The following is a 21,036-nucleotide window of genomic DNA, read 5'->3' on the forward strand; positions in this document are numbered from 1 at the left end:
ACTATTAATTAAATACATCCTTACCAATTAATTGATTAATAATTTTTTAAGTAATTTTTTTAGTGTATTACTGTAACATACGTTACAATATTAGTAAATTTATCAAGCTATTTTTATAAAAATTTTAAAAATGAAAAAAGCACTATTTTTAATACTAGTTATCACGTTTTTTAATTGTAATAACAAAAAAGAAAGTAAACAAAGTTATACAACAATAAAATCAGAAAAATTAGTTAAAGCAGATATACACCCAGGTAAAAAATTATTAGAAACAAAATGTTTTGTATGTCATAATGCTACCACGGCACACAATGAAAGAATAGCACCTCCTATGATAGCTATTAAAGCACATTACATTAAAAAAAATACAAAAAGAGAAAATTTCATAACAGAGTTTACAAATTTTGTAACAAACCCTACGGTAGAAAAAGTTAAAATGCATGGAGCAGTAAGAAAATTTGGAGTAATGCCTAGTCAAGCCTTTGTTACTGACGAAGTAAAACAAATAGCTGCCTATATATATGATTATGAAATTTTAGAACCTTCATGGTTTAAAAGCCACTGGGAAGATAAAAAAGGTACACCCTATATAAACATCGGTAAAAAAAGTTTGTTACAAAATTCACCAAAAACAAAAGAAGCAATAGGTTTAAACTATGTAAAAGAAACCAAAAAATTACTAGGTAAAAATTTAATGGGAAAAATTCAACAAAAAGGAACTATAGAAGCTTTACAGTTTTGTAATGAACAAGCCTACAAATTAACTGATAGCATGGCTACAAAATTTAACGCAACCATTAAACGTGTTTCAGATAAAGAAAGAAACCCTAATAATATAGCAAGCATAAAAGAATTAGAAATTATTAAAAATTATAAAAAAATAGTTTTTGAAAAACAAAAAATAACACCAGTATTAATAAATAATACTAACCAAACACAATTTTATTACCCAATTATAACCAATTCAATGTGTTTACAATGTCATGGAAAACCCAATAAACATATACAACCAAATATAATGAAAAGTTTAGCAGAATTATACCCTAATGATAAAGCTGTTGGGTATGACATTAATCAAGTTAGGGGTATTTGGAGTATCACTTTTAAAAACAAAAATAATGAGTAATTTAACAGAGATTATAAAAGGAAAGAAACCAGTATTAATTGATTTTTATGCAACTTGGTGTGGCCCGTGTAAAATGATGTCACCCATTTTAAAAGACTTAAAAATTGCTTTAGGAGATGATGTTATTATTTTAAAAATAGATATAGATAAAAACCCTTTGATAGCTACTAAATATCAAATTAAAGGGGTGCCAACATTTATGTTATTTAAAGAAAATAAAATGTACTGGAGGCAATCAGGTATGCTTACTAAAAATGATTTAATAAATATTATAAAAAAGTACATATAATTTTAGTACATCTATTCGTATTTATTATTACCTATCTGTATTTTTTAAAGTAATAAAGCACAAAATATTATATAACATTTTGTGCTTTATTACTTTAAAAAAGTAAAATTATAAAGGTTTTAAGTGTTTAGTTAATCCTTTTTTAAGATACGATTTAAAACTAAGTCTTTATCTAATTTTTTAGTACAAAAAAACCAATCTTTACAATCAATATCACTGTCTTCCATTCTATCCTTTGCTGTACCACATGATCCTGCAGGACCTATAATAACATCATCTCCAGGATACCAATCAGCAGGAGTTGCCACTCCAAACTCATCAGCAGTTTGTAATGCAATAATTACTCTATATAATTCATCAAAATTTCTACCAAGACTTAAAGGATAGTAAATAAGACTTCTTACAATACCTTTAGGGTCAATGAAAAATACAGCTCTCACAGCTTTTGTGGTATCTTCATTGTCTTGAATCATACCATACTTTCTAGCAACATCCATTTTAATGTCTTCAATTAACGGAAAGTTAACTTCAACATTTTTCATTCCTTTGTATTCAATTTTTTCTTTAATAGTACGTAGCCAAGCAATGTGGCTATATAAACCATCAATAGAAAGACCAACAAGCTTACAATTAGCTTTAGCAAATTTTTCTTCTAATGAAGCAAAAGTTATAAATTCAGAGGTACAAACAGGTGTAAAATCAGCAGGATGACTAAAAAGAATTACCCAATCTCCTTTATAATCTGCAGGAAAGTTTATGTCACCTTGAGTAGTTACTGCTTTAAAAGCTGGTGCAGCATCTCCAATTCTTGGCATACTAAACACTTCTTGTTGTTTTTGTTGTTCGTTAGTTTGTTCCATGATTAATTATTTAATAAGATTAATAACACTACTAAGGTATTTAATATTATTATAATTATTGGTTACTAATGTTACTTAATATTTAATTTTTGAGGTAGTTTTAATATTTTTTATTATCGAGTTTATTTAGTTGTTGTTACTATGGAAGGTAGTAGTGTTTATAGCCAAAAAAAGCTCTCGAAAACGAGAGCTTTTTATATGTTTTTAAAAAAAAAATTAAACAAATAAGTTATCAATTTTTTCTTTTTCTTCTTGTGCTAAAGCAGCGTCTACCAAAATACGACCACTATGCTCATCAATTGTAATTTTTTTACGGTTAGCAATTTCTAACTGTATTTGTGGAGGTATTGTAAAAAAAGACCCACCAGCTGCACCACGTTCAATAGCAACAACGGCAAGTCCGTTTCTTACTTTTGTACGAATTCTTTTGTAAGCAGTTAATAAATGCTTATCAATAGATTGTGCATACTCTTCAGATTTCTGTTTTAATAATTGTTCTTCCTTTTCAGTTTCTTTTAAAATAGCATCAAGCTCATTTTTTTTATGAGTTAAATGACCTTCTTGTTGTTTAAGTTTTTCTTTTGTAGCGTTAACAACATCATTTTTTTGAGCTATTTTAACTTTATATTCTTTAATTCGCTTTTCTGATAATTCAATTTCTAATTCTTGAAATTCAACCTCTTTAGTTAAAGCTTCAAATTCACGATTATTACGAACATTTTTTTGCTGATCCTCGTATTTTTCAATTAACGCTTTAGATTCGGTAATTGATGTTTTTTTATTTACAATATCAGTATCTAAATTCGCAGCTTCTTCCTTTAATTTAGAAAGTCTTGTATTTAATCCGGCAACTTCATCTTCTAAATCTTCAACTTCTAAAGGTAATTCACCACGAACGTTTCTGATTTCGTCAATTCTAGAATCGATTAACTGTAAATCGTATAACGCTCTTAATTTTTCTTCTACCGTTACTTCTTTTTTTGCCATCTGTTTATGTATAGTGTATTGGATTTGTACTTTTTTTGCTTAAAGTAATTGCAAAAGTACTAAATTTTTTACGAAGATAATCAATCAAAAGGTTTTTTGTAAACTGTTCACTTTCATAATGTCCAACATCAGCAAGTAATATTTTTTTTTCAGCTTTAAAAAAATCATGATATTTAAAATCAGCACTAATATAGGCATCTGCATTTAGCTTTATAGCATTTTGTATAGCAAAACTTCCTGAACCTCCTAGAACAGCTACTTTTTGTATTTTTTTATTTAGTAAGCCAGAATGGCGAACACAGGCTGTTTTAAATGTTTTTTTGATGAAATTTAAAAAATCAATTTCATCCATTGGTGTTTCAAAATCACCAATCATTCCCATACCTACGTTTTGGTTGTTGTTTTCTAAAGTAATTATTTCATAAGCAACTTCTTCATAAGGATGTGTATTAAATAATGTTTTAAGAATAGCTTTTTCTAAGTAACTATTAAAAGTGATAGATATGCAGGCTTCTTCGCTGAATATTAATTCTCCTTTTTTACCTACAGCAGGGTTTGATTTTTCATTACCACGATAACTTCCTGTACCTTTTGTAGTAAAAGAACAATTATTGTAGTTGCCAATACTTCCAGCACCTGCTTCAAAAAGCTTAGTGCGTAAATTGTTAGCGTTAGCCAATGGTACGTAGGTGGTCAGTTTTTTTATGATTCCTTTTTTAGGAATTAATATCTTGTTGTTTTGCAAGCCTAAAACTTCGCACATTTTAGCAGAAACACCATTGTTTACATTATCTAATGCTGTGTGGGTGGCATAAATAGCAATGTTGTTTTGAATAGCTTTTAAAACTACACGTTCAACATAATTGTTACCGTTTATTTTTTTTAATCCACTAAAAACAATTGGATGAAAACTGACTATTAAATTACAGTTTTCTGCTATTGCTTGGTCAATTGTAGTTTCTAAAGTATCTAAGGTAACTAAAATTCCTGTTACGGTTGTAGTGTATTTTCCTATTAATAAACCAACATTATCAAAATTTTCGGCATATGAAAGTGGTGCTAATTTTTCAATGTAGTTAGTAACGTCTTTTATTTGCATTTTTTTATTTTAAAGGATAATCAAAGTTACTAAAACTTGTGATTATAGGGTTTGTATTTTAATTTTTCTGTTATTGTATTTTTTTTGATGTTTACAGGTTTGTGTAATAATTAGTAACTTTATAAGTGTGCTTAGCCCTGATTGAAGCGTTTGTTTGAGCTCCTCGCAGAGAGCGAGTGCGTAAAGCGGGAAGCAGCTTCTAAATTATTTTATTTGTATACTAATTAAATTTTAAAGATTGTTTTGTTTTACTTATGCTAACAAAATAATTTTTACTTTTGATATTATGAAATTACTTCGATTTTTATTGTTTCCATTAGCTATTTTATATGGCATTATTACTTCAGTTAGAAATTGGTTTTTTGATATTGGAGTTTTAAAAGCCACAAGTTTTAAAATTCCGGTTATTGCGGTAGGAAATTTAAGTGTTGGTGGAACAGGAAAATCGCCGCAAATTGAATTTTTAATCCGATTATTAAAAGATACCCATAAGGTAGCTGTTTTAAGTCGTGGTTATAAGCGAAAAACGAGGGGGTTTCAGGTTGTAAATGATATTCATTTGGCTACAGATGTTGGTGATGAACCGTTGCAGTTTTATAAAAAGTTTAAAAATGAAGTAACAATTGCTGTTGATGCTGATAGAGCTAACGGTATTCAGCAATTATTAAAAAGCAATAATTCACCTGATATTGTTTTATTAGACGATGCGTTTCAGCACAGAAAAGTAAAAGCCCATACTTATATTTTACTTACCAAGTATAATGATTTATATGTTGATGATTTTATGTTGCCAACAGGTAATTTAAGAGAAACAAGGAGTGGTGCTAAGCGTGCTGATGTTATTATTGTAACTAAGTGTCCTGAAAACTTAACGGATGAAAAACAGCAACAAATTAGGGCTAGAATAAAACCTAAAAAACATCAAAAATTATTTTTTACGACTATTTGTTATGATGAAAATTTAAAAGGAAATAAAGAGCAACTTACCATTGCTGGTTTAAAGGATAAAGAAGTTTTATTGATTACCGGAATAGCAAACCCTGTTTCGTTATTAAGTTTTTTATCAGAAGAAAATATTAAGTATAAACATTTAAAATATCCTGATCATTATAATTTTACAGTTAATGATATTGATGCTATTAAAAAAGCTTTTAATAACTTGAAGTTTACTAACAAAGTAATAATAACTACCGAGAAGGATTTTATGCGCTTAGAAGATAAAATTAAAAATATATGTTATATTTCTATTAAAAGTGTATTTTTAAATTCAGAAAAAATATTTACTAACTTTATAGTCAATAAAATAAAAGGCTAATTTTTTTATTTTTGGTATTATTTTTGATATTTTTGAATTGATAAACTATAATATAATGAAAAAAATATTTTTAATTTCTCTATTTATTTTGGGGGTTAGTGTAGCTTATGCTCAGGATGGTGTTGTGGCTCATGATCAAGAAAATTTACAATGGGAGCAATCTTTTGATAAGGCTATTAAAAAAGCAAAGAAGCAAAATAAACCAGTATTGGTATTTTTTACAGGGTCAGATTGGTGTCCTCCATGTCAGCAAATAGACAGAGAATTGTTTAATACCGATAAATTTAAGGGTTTTTCAGAAGAAAAATTAATTTTATATAAGGCAGATTTTCCTAGAAATAAAGATTTAGTTTCTTTAGCTGCTAAAAAAGAGAATAATGAATTACAGTATAGATACGGAATTAATGCCTTTCCTACGGTTGTAGTAGTAAACTCAAAAGGAAATGTTTTGGGTAAGAAAAAAGGAGCGTATATGGCGGAGTATTATTATCCGTTTTTAGAATCTATTGTAAAAAATAATTAAAAAAAACGAAGCTTTTAAGCTTCGTTTTTTTAGTACTATTAAAATTGTTTAATGGCAGCTGCGCTAATTTGTTTAATATCTTGTTCGTCTTTTCTAGGACAAATTAAAATAATATCTTCTTTTTCTACAATAATAAAGTCATTTAAACCTTGAATGATTATTTTTTTACCACTTTCAGTACTAATCATATTTCTGTTCGCATTTCTAAAAATAGCATTTGCGCCTACAACAGCATTTTGTTGCGTGTCTTTATTTAATTTTTTATATAACGAACCCCAAGTACCTAAATCATTCCACCCAAAATTTACAGGTAATATATGTACGTTATTTGAACGTTCCATAATTCCATAATCAATAGAAATGTTTTCACATTTTTCATAATTATTTTTTATAAAGCTACTTTCATTAGCTGTATTATAGGCAGTATTTTTGTTGTTTAAAATAGTTAACATGTTTGGTAAGTAAGTTTTAAAAGCTTGTAAAATACTTTTTGTCGACCAAACAAAAATTCCTGCGTTCCATAAATAATTGCCACTAGCTAAAAACTCTTCAGCTTTTTTTAAATTAGGTTTTTCTGTAAAGTTTTTTACTTTTTTAATTTCTGAAAAATTTTCTTCAAATTTAATGTAACCATAACCTGTATTAGGGTTGTTTGGTTGTATACCTAAAGTCATTAAAATATTATCTTTAGCTGATGCTTCAAATGCTGTTTTAATGTTTTTTAAAAATTCGTTTTCGTCTTCAATCCAATGATCCGAAGGAGCTACTAACATAACTGCATTAGAATTTAAGGCATTAATTTTTAAAGCAGCATATAGTATACAAGGAGCCGTATTTCGCATAGCGGGCTCTAATAATAATTGTTTTTTTGTGGTTTTAGGTAATTGTTTTAAAACAAGCTCTTCGTATCGTTCGTTTGTTGAAATTAATATATTTTCTGCAGGAATTAATTTATTAATCCTGTTAAAAGTACGTTGAATTAATGATTCTCCAGTACCCAACATATCATGAAATTGTTTTGGGTATTGTTGAGTACTTACAGGCCAAAACCTAGAACCAATACCACCGGCCATAATTACTGCGTAATAATTGTTATTCATAAGCTGTTAATTTTTAGTATTAGAAATTATTACTTCTGCATTTTGGTTAAAAAGATACACTCGTTTGTTTAGTAAATTTAAACATTCGTAGCGAGTTCTTCTTTTGTTTCCTTTTTTGTATAAAATTCCTTTAAAAATAAAATTGGTGTTATTGGGAATTTCAAAGATAAAAGTTTTTCCTGTTTCAGCAATACCTCCTCTTAAAGCTAAGGACAAATTCACATCAGTATCAGTACTTGCTTTTGGATTTTTAAAATAATGTGCTAAATAGGGTAAAATTTCATTTGGATATATGCTTGGCTGTAAAAAAGGAAGCATTAAGTGTTGAAAAACAGTTTTCCAGTGTTTGCCATGGGGTTGTACGCGACCAAATTTTTGATGGGTTACGTGGTGTGCAATTTCATGAATTAAGGTAAGTAAAAATTGATATTTATTTAAATTATTATTAACCGTTATTTGTGTTTGTCCGTTCGGAAAAGTTCTAAAGTCGCCATGCTTACTTTCTCGTTGATTAACAATTTTAAGGTTTATTTTATGCTCATTAATTAAGTACTCAACTAATGGAATTGCTTTTTCTGGAATGTATTTTATGAGTGTTTTACGCAAAAGTAATTACTTCTATTTATTTTTGATATTTAAATATATGAAAAAAAAAGGTATCAAGAAGTAATAGGTTAATTTCTTAATACCTTTTTTTTAACAATAGACGGTGTTTTTTATAATATAAATAAATAATTATTTTTATGGAGTTGAGCTTGAAACTTGTAAAACTTTTCCGTTATAAAATTTATTACCTGTTAAAGAAAAGTCATAAATATAGGTTGCCATATCTTTTGCTGATAAAGGAGCAACATAACCAGGAAAAGCTTCTTCAAGCATTTCTGTTTGTACAGCTCCTAAAGCTAATACATTAAATGCTATTTGTTGTTCTTTATACTCTTCAGCTAATAATTCTGATAAAGTAATTACTGCACCTTTTGCCGAACTATAAGCTGCTAAACCAGGAAATTTTAAACTTCCTTGAATTCCGCCCATTGAGCTTACTGTAACTACATGACTTCCTTTTTGCATAAACGGAATTATTTTTTTTGTTAACTCAGCAACAGCAAAAACATTAACTTTATATACTGCCTCAAAATCAGCAGTTGTTAACTTACTAAAAGGTTTATTTATTAATTTACCTGCATTATTTATTAAAACATCTACAGTATTCCACTCTTTTTTTATAAAATCAGTTGCTTTTTTTAAATCATCATTATTTGATAAATCAACAGCTAAGGTTGTTATGTTGTTATTATTTATAGCGTTTAAAGGATTTGTATTTCTTGATAAAGCTAATACATTATGTCCTTGATTTGCAAATTTTTGAGCTAATTCAAAACCAATTCCTCGGCTGGTTCCTGTAATTACTATATTTTTATTCATCTTTAAATATTATATGTTGATATGCTCCAATAGCAGGATTTGTTGTTCTATTGACACCTAAAATATCTTCAGTTACTATAGATGTTTTGGCTTTGTTAATAGCGTCAGAATTTTCTCCAATAATAAAATCATTAAAAAAAATGTTTTTAAAGTCAGGAGTACCGTTTAAAATTATGTTTTTATAATGTGATGTATCATTGAAGTTTAAGGCATCATTATTTTGATAAGAATTATTGAAATCGTTAAATCTAATCATTGAGTTTTCAGCACTATAGTTAAAAATACTTGAGTTTATTTTTTCTAAAACAAACTCAATGTTGTTATTGCCTTCAATAATACAGTTTGTAAAATTAGCAGCAATTAAATCGTTTGTAACTATTATTTCTTGTTGATTATTATTTATTTCTGTAGAGTAATTATTTACTATAACAGTAGGAGACTGGCGTAGGCTATTGTTCCAATAATTAGCAAAAGTTGAATGTGTAAAGTTATAACTACCACCATAAGTACAGGCTAAAGATGACTGACCTGCGTTACCAATAACAATATTTTCGCCTTTAATATTAGTGTTTTTGGCTAAAACTCCATAATTAGAATTGTTATATATTTCTGTATTTTTGATATAAAGGGTAGGTTGTGTTGTTGCCTCTGTGTCTTCAATCAAAATACCTACAGTTCCGTTTTTAATAATAGTGTGATTGATTTCATTTTTTGTACTACCCGCACGTAACCATATAGTGCCCCATTGACCAGGTAATTTGCTGTAAAGGTGTTCTAATCTATCTCCTTCAAAAGTTACCTTATTTTTAAGGGTTCCATTGATTTTTAAACTTGCTTTTTTATCAATAATTAAGCCTGAGTTTTTATGGAAATAAATTTTAGTTCCTGCATCAATAGTTAATGTTTTATTGGTAGGTACAGCAGCATATCCATAAATAACATATGATTTTTGTGCGGTAAAGTTTAATTCTGAATCTGTTAAAAATCGACCTTGTATTTTAGATTCTTCACCGTCAATAGTTAAAGTTTGAATACCTGTACTGTTTTTTGAAGGAAATATAAAATGAGCATCTTGTATTAAGGTAACTAAATCAACATCTTGTTGATTATTTCCGTTATCAAATAATAATTTATCGGTATATAAAGGATTTGTGACAGAATTAAAATCTACTGTAGTTTCTACAAAAACATACATGCTATCGTTTGCTAAAATATCAATATCATTAAATTTTTTTCCAGATACTCCATCAACATTTAATCTGTAATTAGAAGCCATTCCGTTTTCTAATTTAATTTCAGGTATTGTAATAGATTTACTACTTCGGTTATAAACTTTTAAATTATAAGTAGCAGAGCCAATATTTGAAAAAATAGTGTCTAAAAAAACAGTGTCTTTAGAAAATTCTAATTTCCCGAAATTTGGTACCGTATTAAAATCTTTTCTACACGCACTAATGGTAATTAAAGTAATAATAGCTAATAATAGTAAGCAATTTCTCATGTATAAATGTTATCAGTTATTTAATTACGATTAAAAAGTCAAAATATTATTTTTGAATCAATTCAATTTCAAATAATTTACCCCAGTGCTTACCTGTAACAAATAAACGGTTGTTTTCTTTGTCATATGCAATACCATTTAAAACATCATCACTAGGTTCTAAATTTTGGTCTTTAGCTACAATGTCTCTTAAGCCTGTTAAGTTAGCAACACCTTCAACGACACCTGTTTTGGGATTGATAATTAAAATAGAGTTTTGTTGCCACTTGTTAGCATAAATTTTCCCGTTTATTAATTCAATTTCATTCAAATTATCAATTGCATATTTATTTGTGTATACTTGAATATTTCTTTTTTCGGCTTGATTAGTTGCATTTAAAAACCAAATTTTATTAGTTCCGTCAGATTTTATCAATTCAGTATCGTTATGAGTTAACCCCCAGCCTTCATTACTTTTATTATAATTAAACTCACCCGTTTGTTTAAAAGTTGTTAAATCGTATATAAACCCTTTACGAGCTTGCCACGTTAGCCAATATATTTTATTATTAAAAATAGTCATTCCTTCGCCAAAGTATTTTTTATCTAGGGAAACTTTTTGAATAATGTTTCCTGTTTTTACATCAACCTTTCTTAAGGTAGATTCACCTCTACGACCTGTAGTTTCATATAAAAAACCATCTTTATATTCTAAACCTTGAGTGTAAGCCTCTTTATCATGAGGAAAAGTATTTATAATTTTATAAGAATAAACAGTAGGTGTCTTTTTAGCTAAAATTTCAATATAATTAGTAGTTTTTTTAGATTTATTAGGGTAAAAAGCTAATGCAGTAACTATGTGTTTACCAACTCCAAAATCAGTAGTATTAATAGTAATATTTGTTTCGTTTTTATTTACTCGTTTTTTATTTACAAATAAATGAACAGAATCTATTTTTTCATTAGTAAGTTGTTCAAAGTTAATAGTAGCTTTTTGTCCTAGAGTATTTTTTTTAGAGGTGTTTAGTTTAAATTTGTATTGTGATGAGTTACAAGAAGTAATACTAATAATAAATACTGTTAAAGCAAAGTAGGTAAAAATACGCATGATTTATTGTTTGATTTTGTAAATTATTCAATATTACAACAAATTAAAACAATTTATTTGTTTGAAAATTAAAAAATATAGTTAAATTTGCCACCTCAAACAGCTAAAAAATTTTTAGTGTAAAATCTTACCATTTTTACAATGTTTGAAAAAAAAAAGAAAACAATATTTAAAAGTCATTTAAGATGCGTAAAGGAATACATCCAGAAAATTATAGAATGGTAGCTTTTAAAGATATGTCTAACGGAGATGTATTTTTAACACGTTCAACTGCTAATACTAAAGAAACTTTAGACGTAGAAGGAAATGAGTATCCATTAATAAAATTAGAAATTTCAAGAACTTCTCACCCTTTTTATACAGGTAAGTCTAAATTAGTAGATACCGCAGGACGTATTGATAAGTTCAAAAATAAATACTCGAAGTTTAAAAAATAATTTCAAGTATCAAGAATATTTAAAGGCTCTAACAATTGTTAGAGCTTTTTTTATGTGAAAAAATCTTGTATTTTTGCAGAATCAACTTTATAGAAAATGAGAGATACTATTTTAGCTATTGTAATTATAGCAAACATTCTATGTGGAATTTTAGTGTATTTTATTCCAGACATGGGAAACTATATATTATTAAGTATTGCTTCAGGAGTAACATTATTGGCATTATATGATGCTTTTTTTCAAAAAAAACATTCGTTAATGCGATCTTTTCCTATTGTAGCTCGCTTACGTTGGTTTTTTGAAGAAGAGCGTGAAAAAATTCAACAGTATTTTATAGAAGACGATTTAAGTGGAACCCCTATTAATCGTGAAAAAAGAAGTATTGTTTATCAACGATCAAAAAAACAAATAGAAACAATACCTTTTGGAACACAGCATGATGTATATAAAAAAGGGTATGAATTTGTAAAACATTCAATGTTTCCTAAAGATCATTCCCACATTGAAGGTGATAGAGTACTTATAGGTTCTGATAAATGTTTTCAAAAATATAGTTCATCTATTGTTAATATTTCAGCAATGTCCTTTGGTTCTTTAAGTAAAAATGCAATCATTGCATTAAATCAAGGTGCTAAAATGGCTGGTTTTGCTCATAATACAGGTGAAGGAGGTGTATCTCCATATCATTTACAAGGAGGTGATTTGATTTTTCAGGTAGGAACAGGTTATTTTGGAGCAGGAAAAAGTATTGATGGTAAACGTATTTTTGATGAAGATATTTTTCATAAAAATGCAGTTAGACCTGAAGTGAAAATGATTGAAATTAAACTTTCACAAGGTGCAAAACCTGGTCATGGAGGAATTTTACCTGCAAAAAAGAATACCAAAGAAATTGCAGAAATACGTTCTGTAGAACCCTTTACAAGGGTAGATTCTCCTCCAGGTCATTCCTCTTTTACAAATTTTGAAGAGATGATTGTTTTTATCCAAAAGGTAAGAGATTTATCTGAAGGAAAGCCAGTAGGTATTAAACTTTGCGTAGGTGATAATCAAGAAATTGAAGAAATGATACATGCATTTGCATATGCAAATAATTATCCTGATTTTATTTCAGTAGATGGAGGAGAAGGAGGTACCGGATCAGCACCTTTAGAATTTTCTAATTATATAGGTACTCCGTTATTAGAAGGGTTGGTTTTTATTAATAAAACACTACAAAAATATCAACTAAAAGATCAGATAAAAATTATAGCAAGTGGTAAGGCTATAGATGCTTTTGATATTATAAAATATAAAGCTTTAGGAGCTGATGTTATTGGAATGGCTCGTAGTTTTATGTTAAGTTTAGGGTGTATTCAAGCACGTGAATGTAATTTAGATACTTGTCCTGTTGGTGTTGCTACACAAAATAAAGATTTGGTAAAAGCATTAGTAGTGGGTGATAAAAATATTCGTGTTAAAAATTATCATGAAAAAACAATAGCAGCTGTGAAAGAAGTTGTTGCAGCTATGGGTAAAAATTCAATAGCAGATGTATCTGCTAAAGATGTTTTTAGGAGAGATAAAGAAGATGCTATAATATCATTAGCAACAATTTATGGTTTAGAAGATGATAAAGTGAACAGTAAAACATTAATCCGAGCGTAGTTTAGAAATAATAAAGTTATTGGAAACAAAGTTAAAAATTAATTCTAAAGAATATCAATTAGAGCGTTATCCAAAAACAGATGACAAATCCTTACGGGCTTGGAGTAATGCTGAGTTATTAATACTTGATTATATTACTAATACTAAAGCACAAAATATACATTTGTATAATGATAGGTTTGGTGTTTTTAATACTTTGTTAATTGATAAAAATTGCACTACCATTTGGACGTATTCAAGCCAACAAAAAGCAATTGATCAAAATTTAAAATTAAATAACTTACCTACTAATATTGTTTTTAAAACGCCTTTAGATACCATAGATACAGTTGAATTAGCCTTAATTAAACTACCAAAATCAGTTGAATTATTTGAATTGTTTTTACAACAAATTTATAAATCAGCAGATGAAAATACTACTGTTGTTTGTGGTTTTATGACTAAATATTTCTCTAAATCTTATCTAAAAAAAGCAGCGCAATATTTTGAAGAAGTAACACAAACTAACGCTTGGAAAAAAGCAAGGTTATTAGTTTTAAAAATACCTAAAATAGCTATTCAAGAGAAAGAATTATTGAATGAAATTGATTTCAAAGGAAGTTTTATTAAGCAATATTACGGTGTTTTTTCTTCGGATAAAATAGATATAGGAACACAGTTTTTATTAAGTAACTTAGAGATACAATCTAATGAGTTAAAAGTGCTAGATCTTGCTTCTGGAAACGGGGTGATAGCTGCTGAGGTAATTAATCAGAATTCAAAATCAAAAGTAACTTTAGTAGACGATTTTAATTTGGCTATAGCATCATCTAAATTAAATATTAAAGAAGCTAATTTTATTTGCGCTAACGAACTTTCCGGTATATTAAGTGAAAGTTTTGATTTAGCAGTTTCAAACCCTCCATTTCATTTTGAGCATGAGAATAATATTGAAGTTGCTTTATTATTGTTTAAAGGTGTATATAGGTGTTTAAAAGTTAACGGGAGATTTATTTTGGTTGCAAATTCACATTTAAATTATAAAACACACTTAGAAAAAATATTTGAAGAGGTTATTATATTTAAAGAAAATAAAAAATTTCAAATAATAGTTTGTAAAAAGTACTAAGAATACTTCTTAGTGCTTTTATTATTTATTTTACCAAAAATAAGATAAGCCAAATAGTAGGTTTGATGAGTTTAAAGAAAAATTAAAATTATCATTATTTGCTTTAGAACCATCACTATTGTCGTAATCTGTTTTTGTGTACCCTAAGAAACCTAAACTAGCTTGTAAAGCAAGTTTTTTATTTAAAAAATAAGTTAAACTAGGATGCACTCCTATACTGTAAGCATTTTGTTTATTGAAAAATCCATTCATTGTGCTAGAATTATTTGACTCAGTTTCGAGTTTTCTATACGAGTAACTAAATTCTCCTTGTAATGAAAGAGCTACTTTTTTACTAACAGGAAAAAGTTTTTTAATATATGGGTAAACTTTTACTGAATAACTATCTTGCTCTGTAACATTAGTTATATTGGTGTTTTTATTATCATAAATTAAGTAAAAACATCATTATATGAGGGGGTAGTGTTCTGTGTATAAATTGTTACTTTAAAAATAAAAACTGCTTTAGAATTTTCTAAAGCAGTTTTTGAATGTTTATATATTTTTTTTAAAATAAAAGTATTATTTATATTAGAAGTTAACAATGTATAAAGTGTTGCCATCAATATCTTTTTCTGTTTTATTAGAAGGTAAGTATTTTTGATTTAATTCATCAGTTCCTGTAACTGCAAAATCATCATCATTTAAAACCCCAATAGTTGATTTATCAATTAACCAAATACCTTCTAATTTTTCGTGTGGATAGTCACTTAATTTATCAACTAAGTCTACGGCTAATATTTTTGTAACAGGTACTATATTTGCTGTTTCTAATTCTTCCCAAGTATTTTGTTCTATAGTTTTACCATTTACAAGCATTCCATTTAAAGAGTTAAAATCATCACCAGAAATGTCTGTTGCATTGGTTATATCTATTCTGTAAATATGTTTTTGAGCTGTAGCATCATTTCCTGTAAATAAACCATCACGCTCAACAATTAAAAATTCAGTATTACTTAAAGCAACTATTTCAGAATTTGAATTTTTAGCTTTTTCTTGCTTGTGTAAATATTGTTTTGTTTTTGCAGTTTCTAAATTAAAGGTTACAATTCTAGTAATTGTAAAATCAGCTACTTCAGCTTTATTAGGATTGTATAATGTAGATTGCATAATACCAACTAATGTTTTTTCATCAGGAGTAATAGCTAAACCTTCCATACCTCTGTTTGCCCAACGTCTTTCAAAAACGGCAGGTAATTTTCGTTTACCTGTATTTACATTAACAGGACTAATTCGTTCTAATTCTTTCCCTGTAGCATCAAAATGAACAATATGTGGGCCGTATTCATCAGATACCCAAAAAGTACCATCTTTTAATGCAACTAAACCTTCACTATCTAATCCGTATCTATCTGTTTCTAAAACAGCCATATTTAAATCGTAAGGAATTTCTCCTGTAGTTCCGTATCCTTCAGGGTTAGGGCGTCCACTAATAACCACACCATCAGGTGTTTTAAATAAAATTTCATCAATCATTTCAACTTCACCATTTTCTTTTAGTTTAAAATGACCAATTCTAGGGGTGTAATTAGGTGTTGGAAATATTTTTCCGCCAGCTGTTTTTAAATTGGCACCTCTATCAGTTAAAGCATAAAATTCTCCTTTATTTGTAGGGTGAGCGGTTGCTGCTGAACCAAAACCTCCATTTCTTATTTCTACCTTATCAACAGTTTTTAAAACGGTATGAGGTAGTTTAGCACCTAAATTACTTAATTCAGGTATTTTATAAGAGTCTGATATTGTTTTATCATCATTACAAGATAAAAATCCCATAGCTATAATTGCACTACATAGTACTATTTTTATAATCTCACTTTTCATTTTTATTGATTTTATTGAATAGCAAAATTATATTATAGCTTCTATGTTTGTATTTACACTAGGTTAATTATTAGTTATGGTTACCTTTTTATTATACCTTTTATTTATTTAAATTGTTAAGTAATTTTTAAGAGTTTATATAATTAACTTAATGAATAATCAAAAGTAACTTCTTCTTCAATAGGAGGTTCTGTACAATTTTTTATATCGTTGATAAAATTATCAATTTGTGTTTTTGTTACGTTAGGCATACATATAACATGTGCAATATCACCTTCGGTTGCTAATTGCCATTTGTTTTTAATAGTTTTAGAGGTTTTAGGTAATACTACGGTAATAGCATTTGGGTTTCTCCAAGCTTTAATGCCGATTTTTTTTAGTGAAGTTTCACAATATTCAGCAACTTCTAAACTATTTTGATAACGTTTTTGTAAACCTTTTACACCTAACTTTTTTAAGGCATACCATAAAAATAGTGGAGAATGTCCGTTACGAGAACCTGTTATAGTAGTATCTAATGAACCGATATATGAAATTCCTTTTGCTATGCGATCTCTATTAGAACGTTTTGCCATTAACACACCTGTTGGTATTGGAGAGCCGATAAATTTATGCCCGCTAATAGAAATACTATCTGCACCATCCATAAAATCAAAAGGTAGGCGAGGTTGCATAAAAGCACCAAATGAACCGGCTAAAGCAGCGTCGCAATGAATATATTTATCTTGAATAGCTAAACTACCTAAAATACTTTTTATTTTAGAAACATCATCTTTAGCTTCTTTCATTGTTGTTCCAAAGGTAGCTAATACAATTACTGGTTTATGACGATTCATGCGTACGGTATTTTCAAAATCTTGATAATCTATTTCCCCGTTTTCTTGCGATTTTATAACAATACTAGGAATATTTAATAAATGAATGTTTTTACGTACACTGTAATGTGTAGATTCTGAGTAATAAACAATTGCTTTTGGGTATAGTTCACGAGCAAGATATAAGCCGTATAAATTACTTTCTGAACCACCATTGGTTACATATCCCCAAAAATCTTTTGGGTTTGCTCTGAAAAGTTTGGCAAAAAAAGCAATTACTTCACGTTCCATTTCGTGTGTTTGTACTTGGTAGGTTCCTTGCTCAAATGGGTCACCTAAATTGTTAATAGGAAATTGAAGGAATTCATTCAAGTTAGAATAATCAAAATCTTTAGAAACAGGATATCCTAAAAAGGTATCTCGTGCTATGGTTAGTTGTTTTTTTAGCGTTACTAGTTTTTGTTGACTTTCTTCTGATAAATTTTGTAAGCCTGCCATAATTATTCAGTTTAAGCTTCAAAAGTAATTTAATCAATAATATGAGTCAGTTTTTATATTGAAAGTTAGATTTTTTTTCTATTTATAGCTGTTAATGTAAATTAATAATCTATTTTTTTGTTTTTGTTATCATTTTAATAGAAAAAGATACTTTTGTGAGTAATATAATTTGTAGATATAAACGGTTTTTTTATTGCTATATTAACCATGATAATAATTTTAGCCACTATTGTAGCGTTTTTTTGAGCTCCTCGCAGAGAGCGAGTGTGAAAATCGGGAAGTTGCTTCTCAAAAAAAAGGAATACTTTTATGGTAGGTTGTGTAGTGTTTCTGCTAAATAAAAACCTCACCATTTAGTGGTGAGGTTTATTAGTTTATAAGAACAAGTTTTTAAGCTTCTTCATCCATATAATCTTCAATTGGATTACAAGAACAGATTAAGTTTCTGTCTCCATAAGCATCATCAACTCTACGAACTGAAGGCCAAAATTTATTGTCGGCGACATAACTTAAAGGAAATGCAGCTTGCTTTCTTGAATATGGTAAAGACCATTCATCAGCAGTTAGCATATCTTGTGTATGTGGTGCGTTTTTTAAAGTGTTATTAGGATTTTCTTTAGTAGTATTTGCTATTTCTTTACGAATAGCAATCATAGCATCACAGAAACGATCTAATTCGGCAACGTTTTCAGATTCGGTAGGCTCAATCATCATAGTTCCTCCTACAGGGAATGAAACTGTTGGTGCATGAAAACCATAATCCATTAAACGTTTTGCAATATCTACTACCTCAATACCATTTTGTTTGAAGTCTCTACAGTCAATAATCATTTCATGTGCCGCTCTATTCATTTCTCCAGAATATAACGTTTGGTAGTGCCCATGTAAACGTTCTTTAATATAGTTTGCGTTTAAAATAGCAATTTTAGTAGAGTCTGTAAGTCCTTTAGCTCCTAACATGGTAATATAACCGTATGATATTAAACATACTAATGCTGAACCCCAAGGTGCTGCAGAAATAGCTGTAATAGCATTTTCTCCTCCAGTAGGTATTAATGGGTTTGTTGGTAAAAATGGCACTAATTGCGGTGCTACACAAATTGGTCCAACTCCTGGTCCACCACCTCCATGAGGAATAGCAAATGTTTTATGTAAGTTTAAGTGACAAACATCTGCCCCAATAGTTGCAGGGTTTGTTAAACCAACCTGAGCGTTCATATTTGCTCCATCCATATATACTTGCCCACCATTATCGTGAATAATTTGGGTAATTTCTTTAATAGCTTTTTCGTATACTCCATGTGTTGAAGGGTAAGTAACCATTAAGGCAGCTAAATTATCTTTATGTTTTTCAGCTTTTGCACGTAAATCTTCAACATCAATATTACCTCTTTCATCAGTTTTGGTAACCACTACTTTCATACCGGCCATAATAGCAGATGCAGGGTTTGTTCCGTGAGCAGATGCAGGAATTAAACATATATTTCTGTTAGTATCTCCGTTAGATTTATGATAAGCACGAATAACCATTAATCCAGCAAATTCTCCTTGTGCTCCAGAGTTTGGTTGTAAAGAAGTTCCTGCAAAACCGGTGATAACATTTAATTGTTTTTCTAGATTCTTTAAAACTGTTTGGTATCCTTCGGCTTGGTTTAATGGAGCAAATGGGTGAATATTTCCCCATTGTGGGTTACTTAAAGGTAACATTTCAGAAGCTGCATTTAGTTTCATAGTACATGATCCTAAAGAAATCATTGAGTGATTTAAAGCTAAATCTTTACGTTCTAGTTTTTTTATATAACGCATCATTTCAGTTTCTGATTGATACGTATTAAATACCTCATTATCTAAAAAAGAAGTATTTCTTTGAACATTTACAGGTATAACATCTGTTGAAATAATTTCAGTAATGTTTGTATTTTGAATATTAAAAGCTTGTTCAAAACAGTTAACAATTGCATTAATTTCTTTTAAGCTAACAGTTTCGTTTACTGAAATTGATACATGATTGTTATCAATATAATTAAAATTAATTCCTTTAGCTTCTGCTATAGGTCGTAAAGTATTTGCTTCAACTTCTATTAAAATAGTATCAAAATACGAGTTGTTTTTTTGCTTAAAGCCTAACTTTTCTAAGCTTGTAGCTAATGTGTTTGCTGCAGCATGTGCTTTATTGGCAATGTACTGTAAACCATCTTTACCGTGATACACTGCATACATACCGGCCATAACAGCTAATAATACTTGTGCAGTACAAATATTAGAAGTTGCTTTTTCACGTTTAATGTGTTGTTCACGTGTTTGTAAAGCCATACGTAGTGCACGTCCGCCATCTGCATCTTTGGTTACACCAATTACACGACCAGGAAGACTACGCTTGTAAGCTTCTTTAGTAGCAAAGTAACCAGCGTGAGGTCCTCCATATCCTAAAGGAATACCAAAACGTTGTGTAGTTCCTACTACAACTGAGGCTCCAAATTCAGCAGGAGCTTTTAATTTTACTAATGATAAAATATCAGCTGCGACTGCTACTTTAATATTATTTTCGTTACAGTTTGCAACAAAATCAGTGTAGTCACAAACAATACCATGCTTTCCAGGGTACTGAATAATGGCACCAAAAAACTCTTCAGAAAAATCGAACTCTTCATGATTTCCTACAACTAATTCAATTCCGATAGGAATTGAACGCGTTTGTAAAACAGATAATGTTTGTGGTAAAATATCTTCAGAAACAAAGAACTTATTGATTCCTGCTTTTTTCTGAGTACGTTCACGTACGTCAAATAATAAAGCCATAGCTTCAGCAGCAGCAGTTGATTCATCTAATAAAGATGCATTTGCAAGCTCCATTCCTGTTAAATCACAAACCATTGTTTGAAAATTCAATAAAGCTTCTAAACGACCTTGTGCAATTTCTGCTTGGTAAGGTGTATAAGCAGTATACCAGCTAGGGTTTTCTAAAATGTTACGCTGAATAACACTAGGTACAATTGCCTCATGGTACCCTAAACCTATGTAACTTTTAAAAACTTTATTTTTAGCGCCTAATTCGTTAACATGATTTAAATATTCATATTCACTCATTGCAGGAGCTAAATCTAGTTCGTTTTTAAGGCGAATATCACTAGGAATAGTTTCAGAAATTAATTGATCTATACTATCAGACTTAATAGTTTCAAGCATTTTTTCTTGACCCTTTGAGTTAGGGCCAATATGTCTTATTTGAAATGAATTTGTGTTCATCCTGTGTTGTTTGTTTTTAGTCCTTCAAAAATAACAAAAAAGTGTAATTTTTGTAGTATATTTTTCTCTTAAAACTGATATTTTATTATCTAGATAGATTGTTTATAAACATA

General features: G+C 29.0%; 19 protein-coding genes. 7 read left to right on the forward strand and 12 right to left on the reverse strand.

The window, feature by feature from the left end; genetic code table 11:
* The first annotated feature begins 130 nt into the window (after positions 1–130).
* Together ACN5J4_RS10730 and trxA are read left to right on the forward strand one after the other, a co-directional pair.
* Entirely contained in the window at positions 131–1,126 is a 996-nt protein-coding gene (locus ACN5J4_RS10730) for a c-type heme family protein (RefSeq protein ID WP_418649979.1), read from the forward strand.
* Positions 1,119–1,415, forward strand: coding sequence for a thioredoxin (gene trxA / locus ACN5J4_RS10735; protein ID WP_418649980.1), 297 nt, complete (start codon positions 1,119–1,121; stop codon positions 1,413–1,415). The genes ACN5J4_RS10730 and trxA overlap by 8 nt, the downstream gene beginning before the upstream one ends.
* Positions 1,416–1,546: 131 nt before the next feature.
* On the opposite strand, the gene ACN5J4_RS10740 is transcribed toward trxA, so the two are convergent.
* The 3 genes from ACN5J4_RS10740 to ACN5J4_RS10750 all read right to left on the reverse strand — a co-directional run bounded on the left by ACN5J4_RS10740 (position 1,547) and on the right by ACN5J4_RS10750 (position 4,361).
* Positions 1,547–2,275 (reverse strand): peroxiredoxin, encoded by a 729-nt coding sequence (locus tag ACN5J4_RS10740; protein ID WP_418649981.1) that lies wholly within the window; start codon positions 2,273–2,275, stop codon positions 1,547–1,549.
* Positions 2,276–2,491: 216 nt separating this feature from the next.
* Positions 2,492–3,262, reverse strand: coding sequence for a zinc ribbon domain-containing protein (locus tag ACN5J4_RS10745; protein ID WP_418649982.1), 771 nt, complete (start codon positions 3,260–3,262; stop codon positions 2,492–2,494).
* Positions 3,263–3,266: 4 nt separating this feature from the next.
* The gene (locus ACN5J4_RS10750; protein ID WP_418649983.1) at positions 3,267–4,361 is read right to left on the reverse strand and encodes a Nif3-like dinuclear metal center hexameric protein; all 1,095 of its coding nucleotides are present in this window, start codon (positions 4,359–4,361) and stop codon (positions 3,267–3,269) included.
* 286 nt (positions 4,362–4,647) lie between these two features.
* On the opposite strand from ACN5J4_RS10750, the gene lpxK reads away from it, so the two are divergent.
* Together lpxK and ACN5J4_RS10760 are read left to right on the forward strand one after the other, a co-directional pair.
* On the forward strand, positions 4,648–5,676 hold the full coding sequence (gene lpxK / locus ACN5J4_RS10755) for a tetraacyldisaccharide 4'-kinase (protein ID WP_418649984.1): 1,029 nt from the start codon (positions 4,648–4,650) through the stop codon (positions 5,674–5,676).
* Between the two features lie 55 nt (positions 5,677–5,731).
* The gene (locus ACN5J4_RS10760) at positions 5,732–6,199 is read left to right on the forward strand and encodes a thioredoxin family protein (RefSeq protein WP_418649985.1); all 468 of its coding nucleotides are present in this window, start codon (positions 5,732–5,734) and stop codon (positions 6,197–6,199) included.
* 38 nt (positions 6,200–6,237) lie between these two features.
* Here the strand turns inward: ACN5J4_RS10760 and ACN5J4_RS10765 are convergent, their stop codons facing one another.
* The 5 genes from ACN5J4_RS10765 to ACN5J4_RS10785 form a co-directional block, all read right to left on the reverse strand.
* Positions 6,238–7,299, reverse strand: coding sequence for a mannose-1-phosphate guanylyltransferase (locus ACN5J4_RS10765; RefSeq protein WP_418649986.1), 1,062 nt, complete (start codon positions 7,297–7,299; stop codon positions 6,238–6,240).
* 6 nt (positions 7,300–7,305) lie between these two features.
* Entirely contained in the window at positions 7,306–7,905 is a 600-nt protein-coding gene (locus ACN5J4_RS10770; RefSeq protein WP_418649987.1) for a SprT-like domain-containing protein, read from the reverse strand.
* 135 nt (positions 7,906–8,040) lie between these two features.
* Positions 8,041–8,724 carry an SDR family NAD(P)-dependent oxidoreductase gene (locus tag ACN5J4_RS10775; RefSeq protein ID WP_418649988.1) on the reverse strand — a complete coding sequence of 228 codons (684 nt, stop codon included), beginning with the start codon at positions 8,722–8,724 and terminating at the stop codon, positions 8,041–8,043.
* Entirely contained in the window at positions 8,717–10,225 is a 1,509-nt protein-coding gene (locus ACN5J4_RS10780) for a hypothetical protein (protein ID WP_418649989.1), read from the reverse strand. The genes ACN5J4_RS10775 and ACN5J4_RS10780 overlap by 8 nt, the downstream gene beginning before the upstream one ends.
* Positions 10,226–10,271: 46 nt before the next feature.
* Complete coding sequence (locus ACN5J4_RS10785) at positions 10,272–11,312, reverse strand: glutaminyl-peptide cyclotransferase (RefSeq protein ID WP_418649990.1); 1,041 nt, start codon at positions 11,310–11,312, stop codon at positions 10,272–10,274.
* Positions 11,313–11,497: 185 nt separating this feature from the next.
* Here ACN5J4_RS10785 and ACN5J4_RS10790 point away from each other — a divergent pair, with 185 nt between their 5' ends.
* From ACN5J4_RS10790 to ACN5J4_RS10800, 3 genes are all read left to right on the forward strand, one after another.
* Positions 11,498–11,749 (forward strand): type B 50S ribosomal protein L31, encoded by a 252-nt coding sequence (locus tag ACN5J4_RS10790; protein WP_418649991.1) that lies wholly within the window; start codon positions 11,498–11,500, stop codon positions 11,747–11,749.
* Positions 11,750–11,845: 96 nt separating this feature from the next.
* Positions 11,846–13,396 carry an FMN-binding glutamate synthase family protein gene (locus ACN5J4_RS10795; protein WP_418649992.1) on the forward strand — a complete coding sequence of 517 codons (1,551 nt, stop codon included), beginning with the start codon at positions 11,846–11,848 and terminating at the stop codon, positions 13,394–13,396.
* Between the two features lie 19 nt (positions 13,397–13,415).
* Positions 13,416–14,504, forward strand: coding sequence for a class I SAM-dependent methyltransferase (locus ACN5J4_RS10800; RefSeq protein ID WP_418649993.1), 1,089 nt, complete (start codon positions 13,416–13,418; stop codon positions 14,502–14,504).
* Positions 14,505–14,534: 30 nt separating this feature from the next.
* Here the strand turns inward: ACN5J4_RS10800 and ACN5J4_RS10805 are convergent, their stop codons facing one another.
* The 4 genes from ACN5J4_RS10805 to gcvP all read right to left on the reverse strand — a co-directional run bounded on the left by ACN5J4_RS10805 (position 14,535) and on the right by gcvP (position 20,923).
* Positions 14,535–14,756: a hypothetical protein gene (locus ACN5J4_RS10805; RefSeq protein ID WP_418649994.1), complete on the reverse strand. Its 222-nt coding sequence runs from the start codon at positions 14,754–14,756 to the stop codon at positions 14,535–14,537.
* Between the two features lie 318 nt (positions 14,757–15,074).
* Positions 15,075–16,364, reverse strand: a complete 1,290-nt coding sequence (locus tag ACN5J4_RS10810; protein WP_418649995.1) for an esterase-like activity of phytase family protein — start codon at positions 16,362–16,364, stop codon at positions 15,075–15,077.
* Positions 16,365–16,507: 143 nt separating this feature from the next.
* Positions 16,508–17,677 carry a histidine decarboxylase gene (locus tag ACN5J4_RS10815; RefSeq protein ID WP_418649996.1) on the reverse strand — a complete coding sequence of 390 codons (1,170 nt, stop codon included), beginning with the start codon at positions 17,675–17,677 and terminating at the stop codon, positions 16,508–16,510.
* Positions 17,678–18,067: 390 nt separating this feature from the next.
* Positions 18,068–20,923: an aminomethyl-transferring glycine dehydrogenase gene (gcvP, locus tag ACN5J4_RS10820; RefSeq protein ID WP_418649997.1), complete on the reverse strand. Its 2,856-nt coding sequence runs from the start codon at positions 20,921–20,923 to the stop codon at positions 18,068–18,070.
* Between the last annotated feature and the right edge of the window lie 113 nt (positions 20,924–21,036).

This window comes from Tenacibaculum aestuariivivum (genome assembly GCF_964507685.1).
GTDB classification, from domain to species: Bacteria; Bacteroidota; Bacteroidia; order Flavobacteriales; family Flavobacteriaceae; genus Polaribacter; species Polaribacter aestuariivivum.

What these genes read in the sequence shown, in the direction of transcription:
- ACN5J4_RS10730 (WP_418649979.1), top strand. Translation starts at nt 131, where the DNA reads ATGAAAAAAGCACTATTTTTAATACTAGTTATCACGTTTTTTAATTGT.
- ACN5J4_RS10785 (WP_418649990.1), bottom strand. Translation starts at nt 11,312, where the DNA reads ATGCGTATTTTTACCTACTTTGCTTTAACAGTATTTATTATTAGTATT.
- lpxK (WP_418649984.1), top strand. Translation starts at nt 4,648, where the DNA reads ATGAAATTACTTCGATTTTTATTGTTTCCATTAGCTATTTTATATGGC.
- ACN5J4_RS10765 (WP_418649986.1), bottom strand. Translation starts at nt 7,299, where the DNA reads ATGAATAACAATTATTACGCAGTAATTATGGCCGGTGGTATTGGTTCT.
- trxA (WP_418649980.1), top strand. Translation starts at nt 1,119, where the DNA reads ATGAGTAATTTAACAGAGATTATAAAAGGAAAGAAACCAGTATTAATT.
- ACN5J4_RS10740 (WP_418649981.1), bottom strand. Translation starts at nt 2,275, where the DNA reads ATGGAACAAACTAACGAACAACAAAAACAACAAGAAGTGTTTAGTATG.
- ACN5J4_RS10780 (WP_418649989.1), bottom strand. Translation starts at nt 10,225, where the DNA reads ATGAGAAATTGCTTACTATTATTAGCTATTATTACTTTAATTACCATT.
- ACN5J4_RS10750 (WP_418649983.1), bottom strand. Translation starts at nt 4,361, where the DNA reads ATGCAAATAAAAGACGTTACTAACTACATTGAAAAATTAGCACCACTT.
- ACN5J4_RS10745 (WP_418649982.1), bottom strand. Translation starts at nt 3,262, where the DNA reads ATGGCAAAAAAAGAAGTAACGGTAGAAGAAAAATTAAGAGCGTTATAC.
- ACN5J4_RS10815 (WP_418649996.1), bottom strand. Translation starts at nt 17,677, where the DNA reads ATGGCAGGCTTACAAAATTTATCAGAAGAAAGTCAACAAAAACTAGTA.
- ACN5J4_RS10795 (WP_418649992.1), top strand. Translation starts at nt 11,846, where the DNA reads ATGAGAGATACTATTTTAGCTATTGTAATTATAGCAAACATTCTATGT.
- ACN5J4_RS10810 (WP_418649995.1), bottom strand. Translation starts at nt 16,364, where the DNA reads ATGAAAAGTGAGATTATAAAAATAGTACTATGTAGTGCAATTATAGCT.
- gcvP (WP_418649997.1), bottom strand. Translation starts at nt 20,923, where the DNA reads ATGAACACAAATTCATTTCAAATAAGACATATTGGCCCTAACTCAAAG.
- ACN5J4_RS10775 (WP_418649988.1), bottom strand. Translation starts at nt 8,724, where the DNA reads ATGAATAAAAATATAGTAATTACAGGAACCAGCCGAGGAATTGGTTTT.
- ACN5J4_RS10805 (WP_418649994.1), bottom strand. Translation starts at nt 14,756, where the DNA reads ATGAATGGATTTTTCAATAAACAAAATGCTTACAGTATAGGAGTGCAT.
- ACN5J4_RS10790 (WP_418649991.1), top strand. Translation starts at nt 11,498, where the DNA reads ATGCGTAAAGGAATACATCCAGAAAATTATAGAATGGTAGCTTTTAAA.
- ACN5J4_RS10760 (WP_418649985.1), top strand. Translation starts at nt 5,732, where the DNA reads ATGAAAAAAATATTTTTAATTTCTCTATTTATTTTGGGGGTTAGTGTA.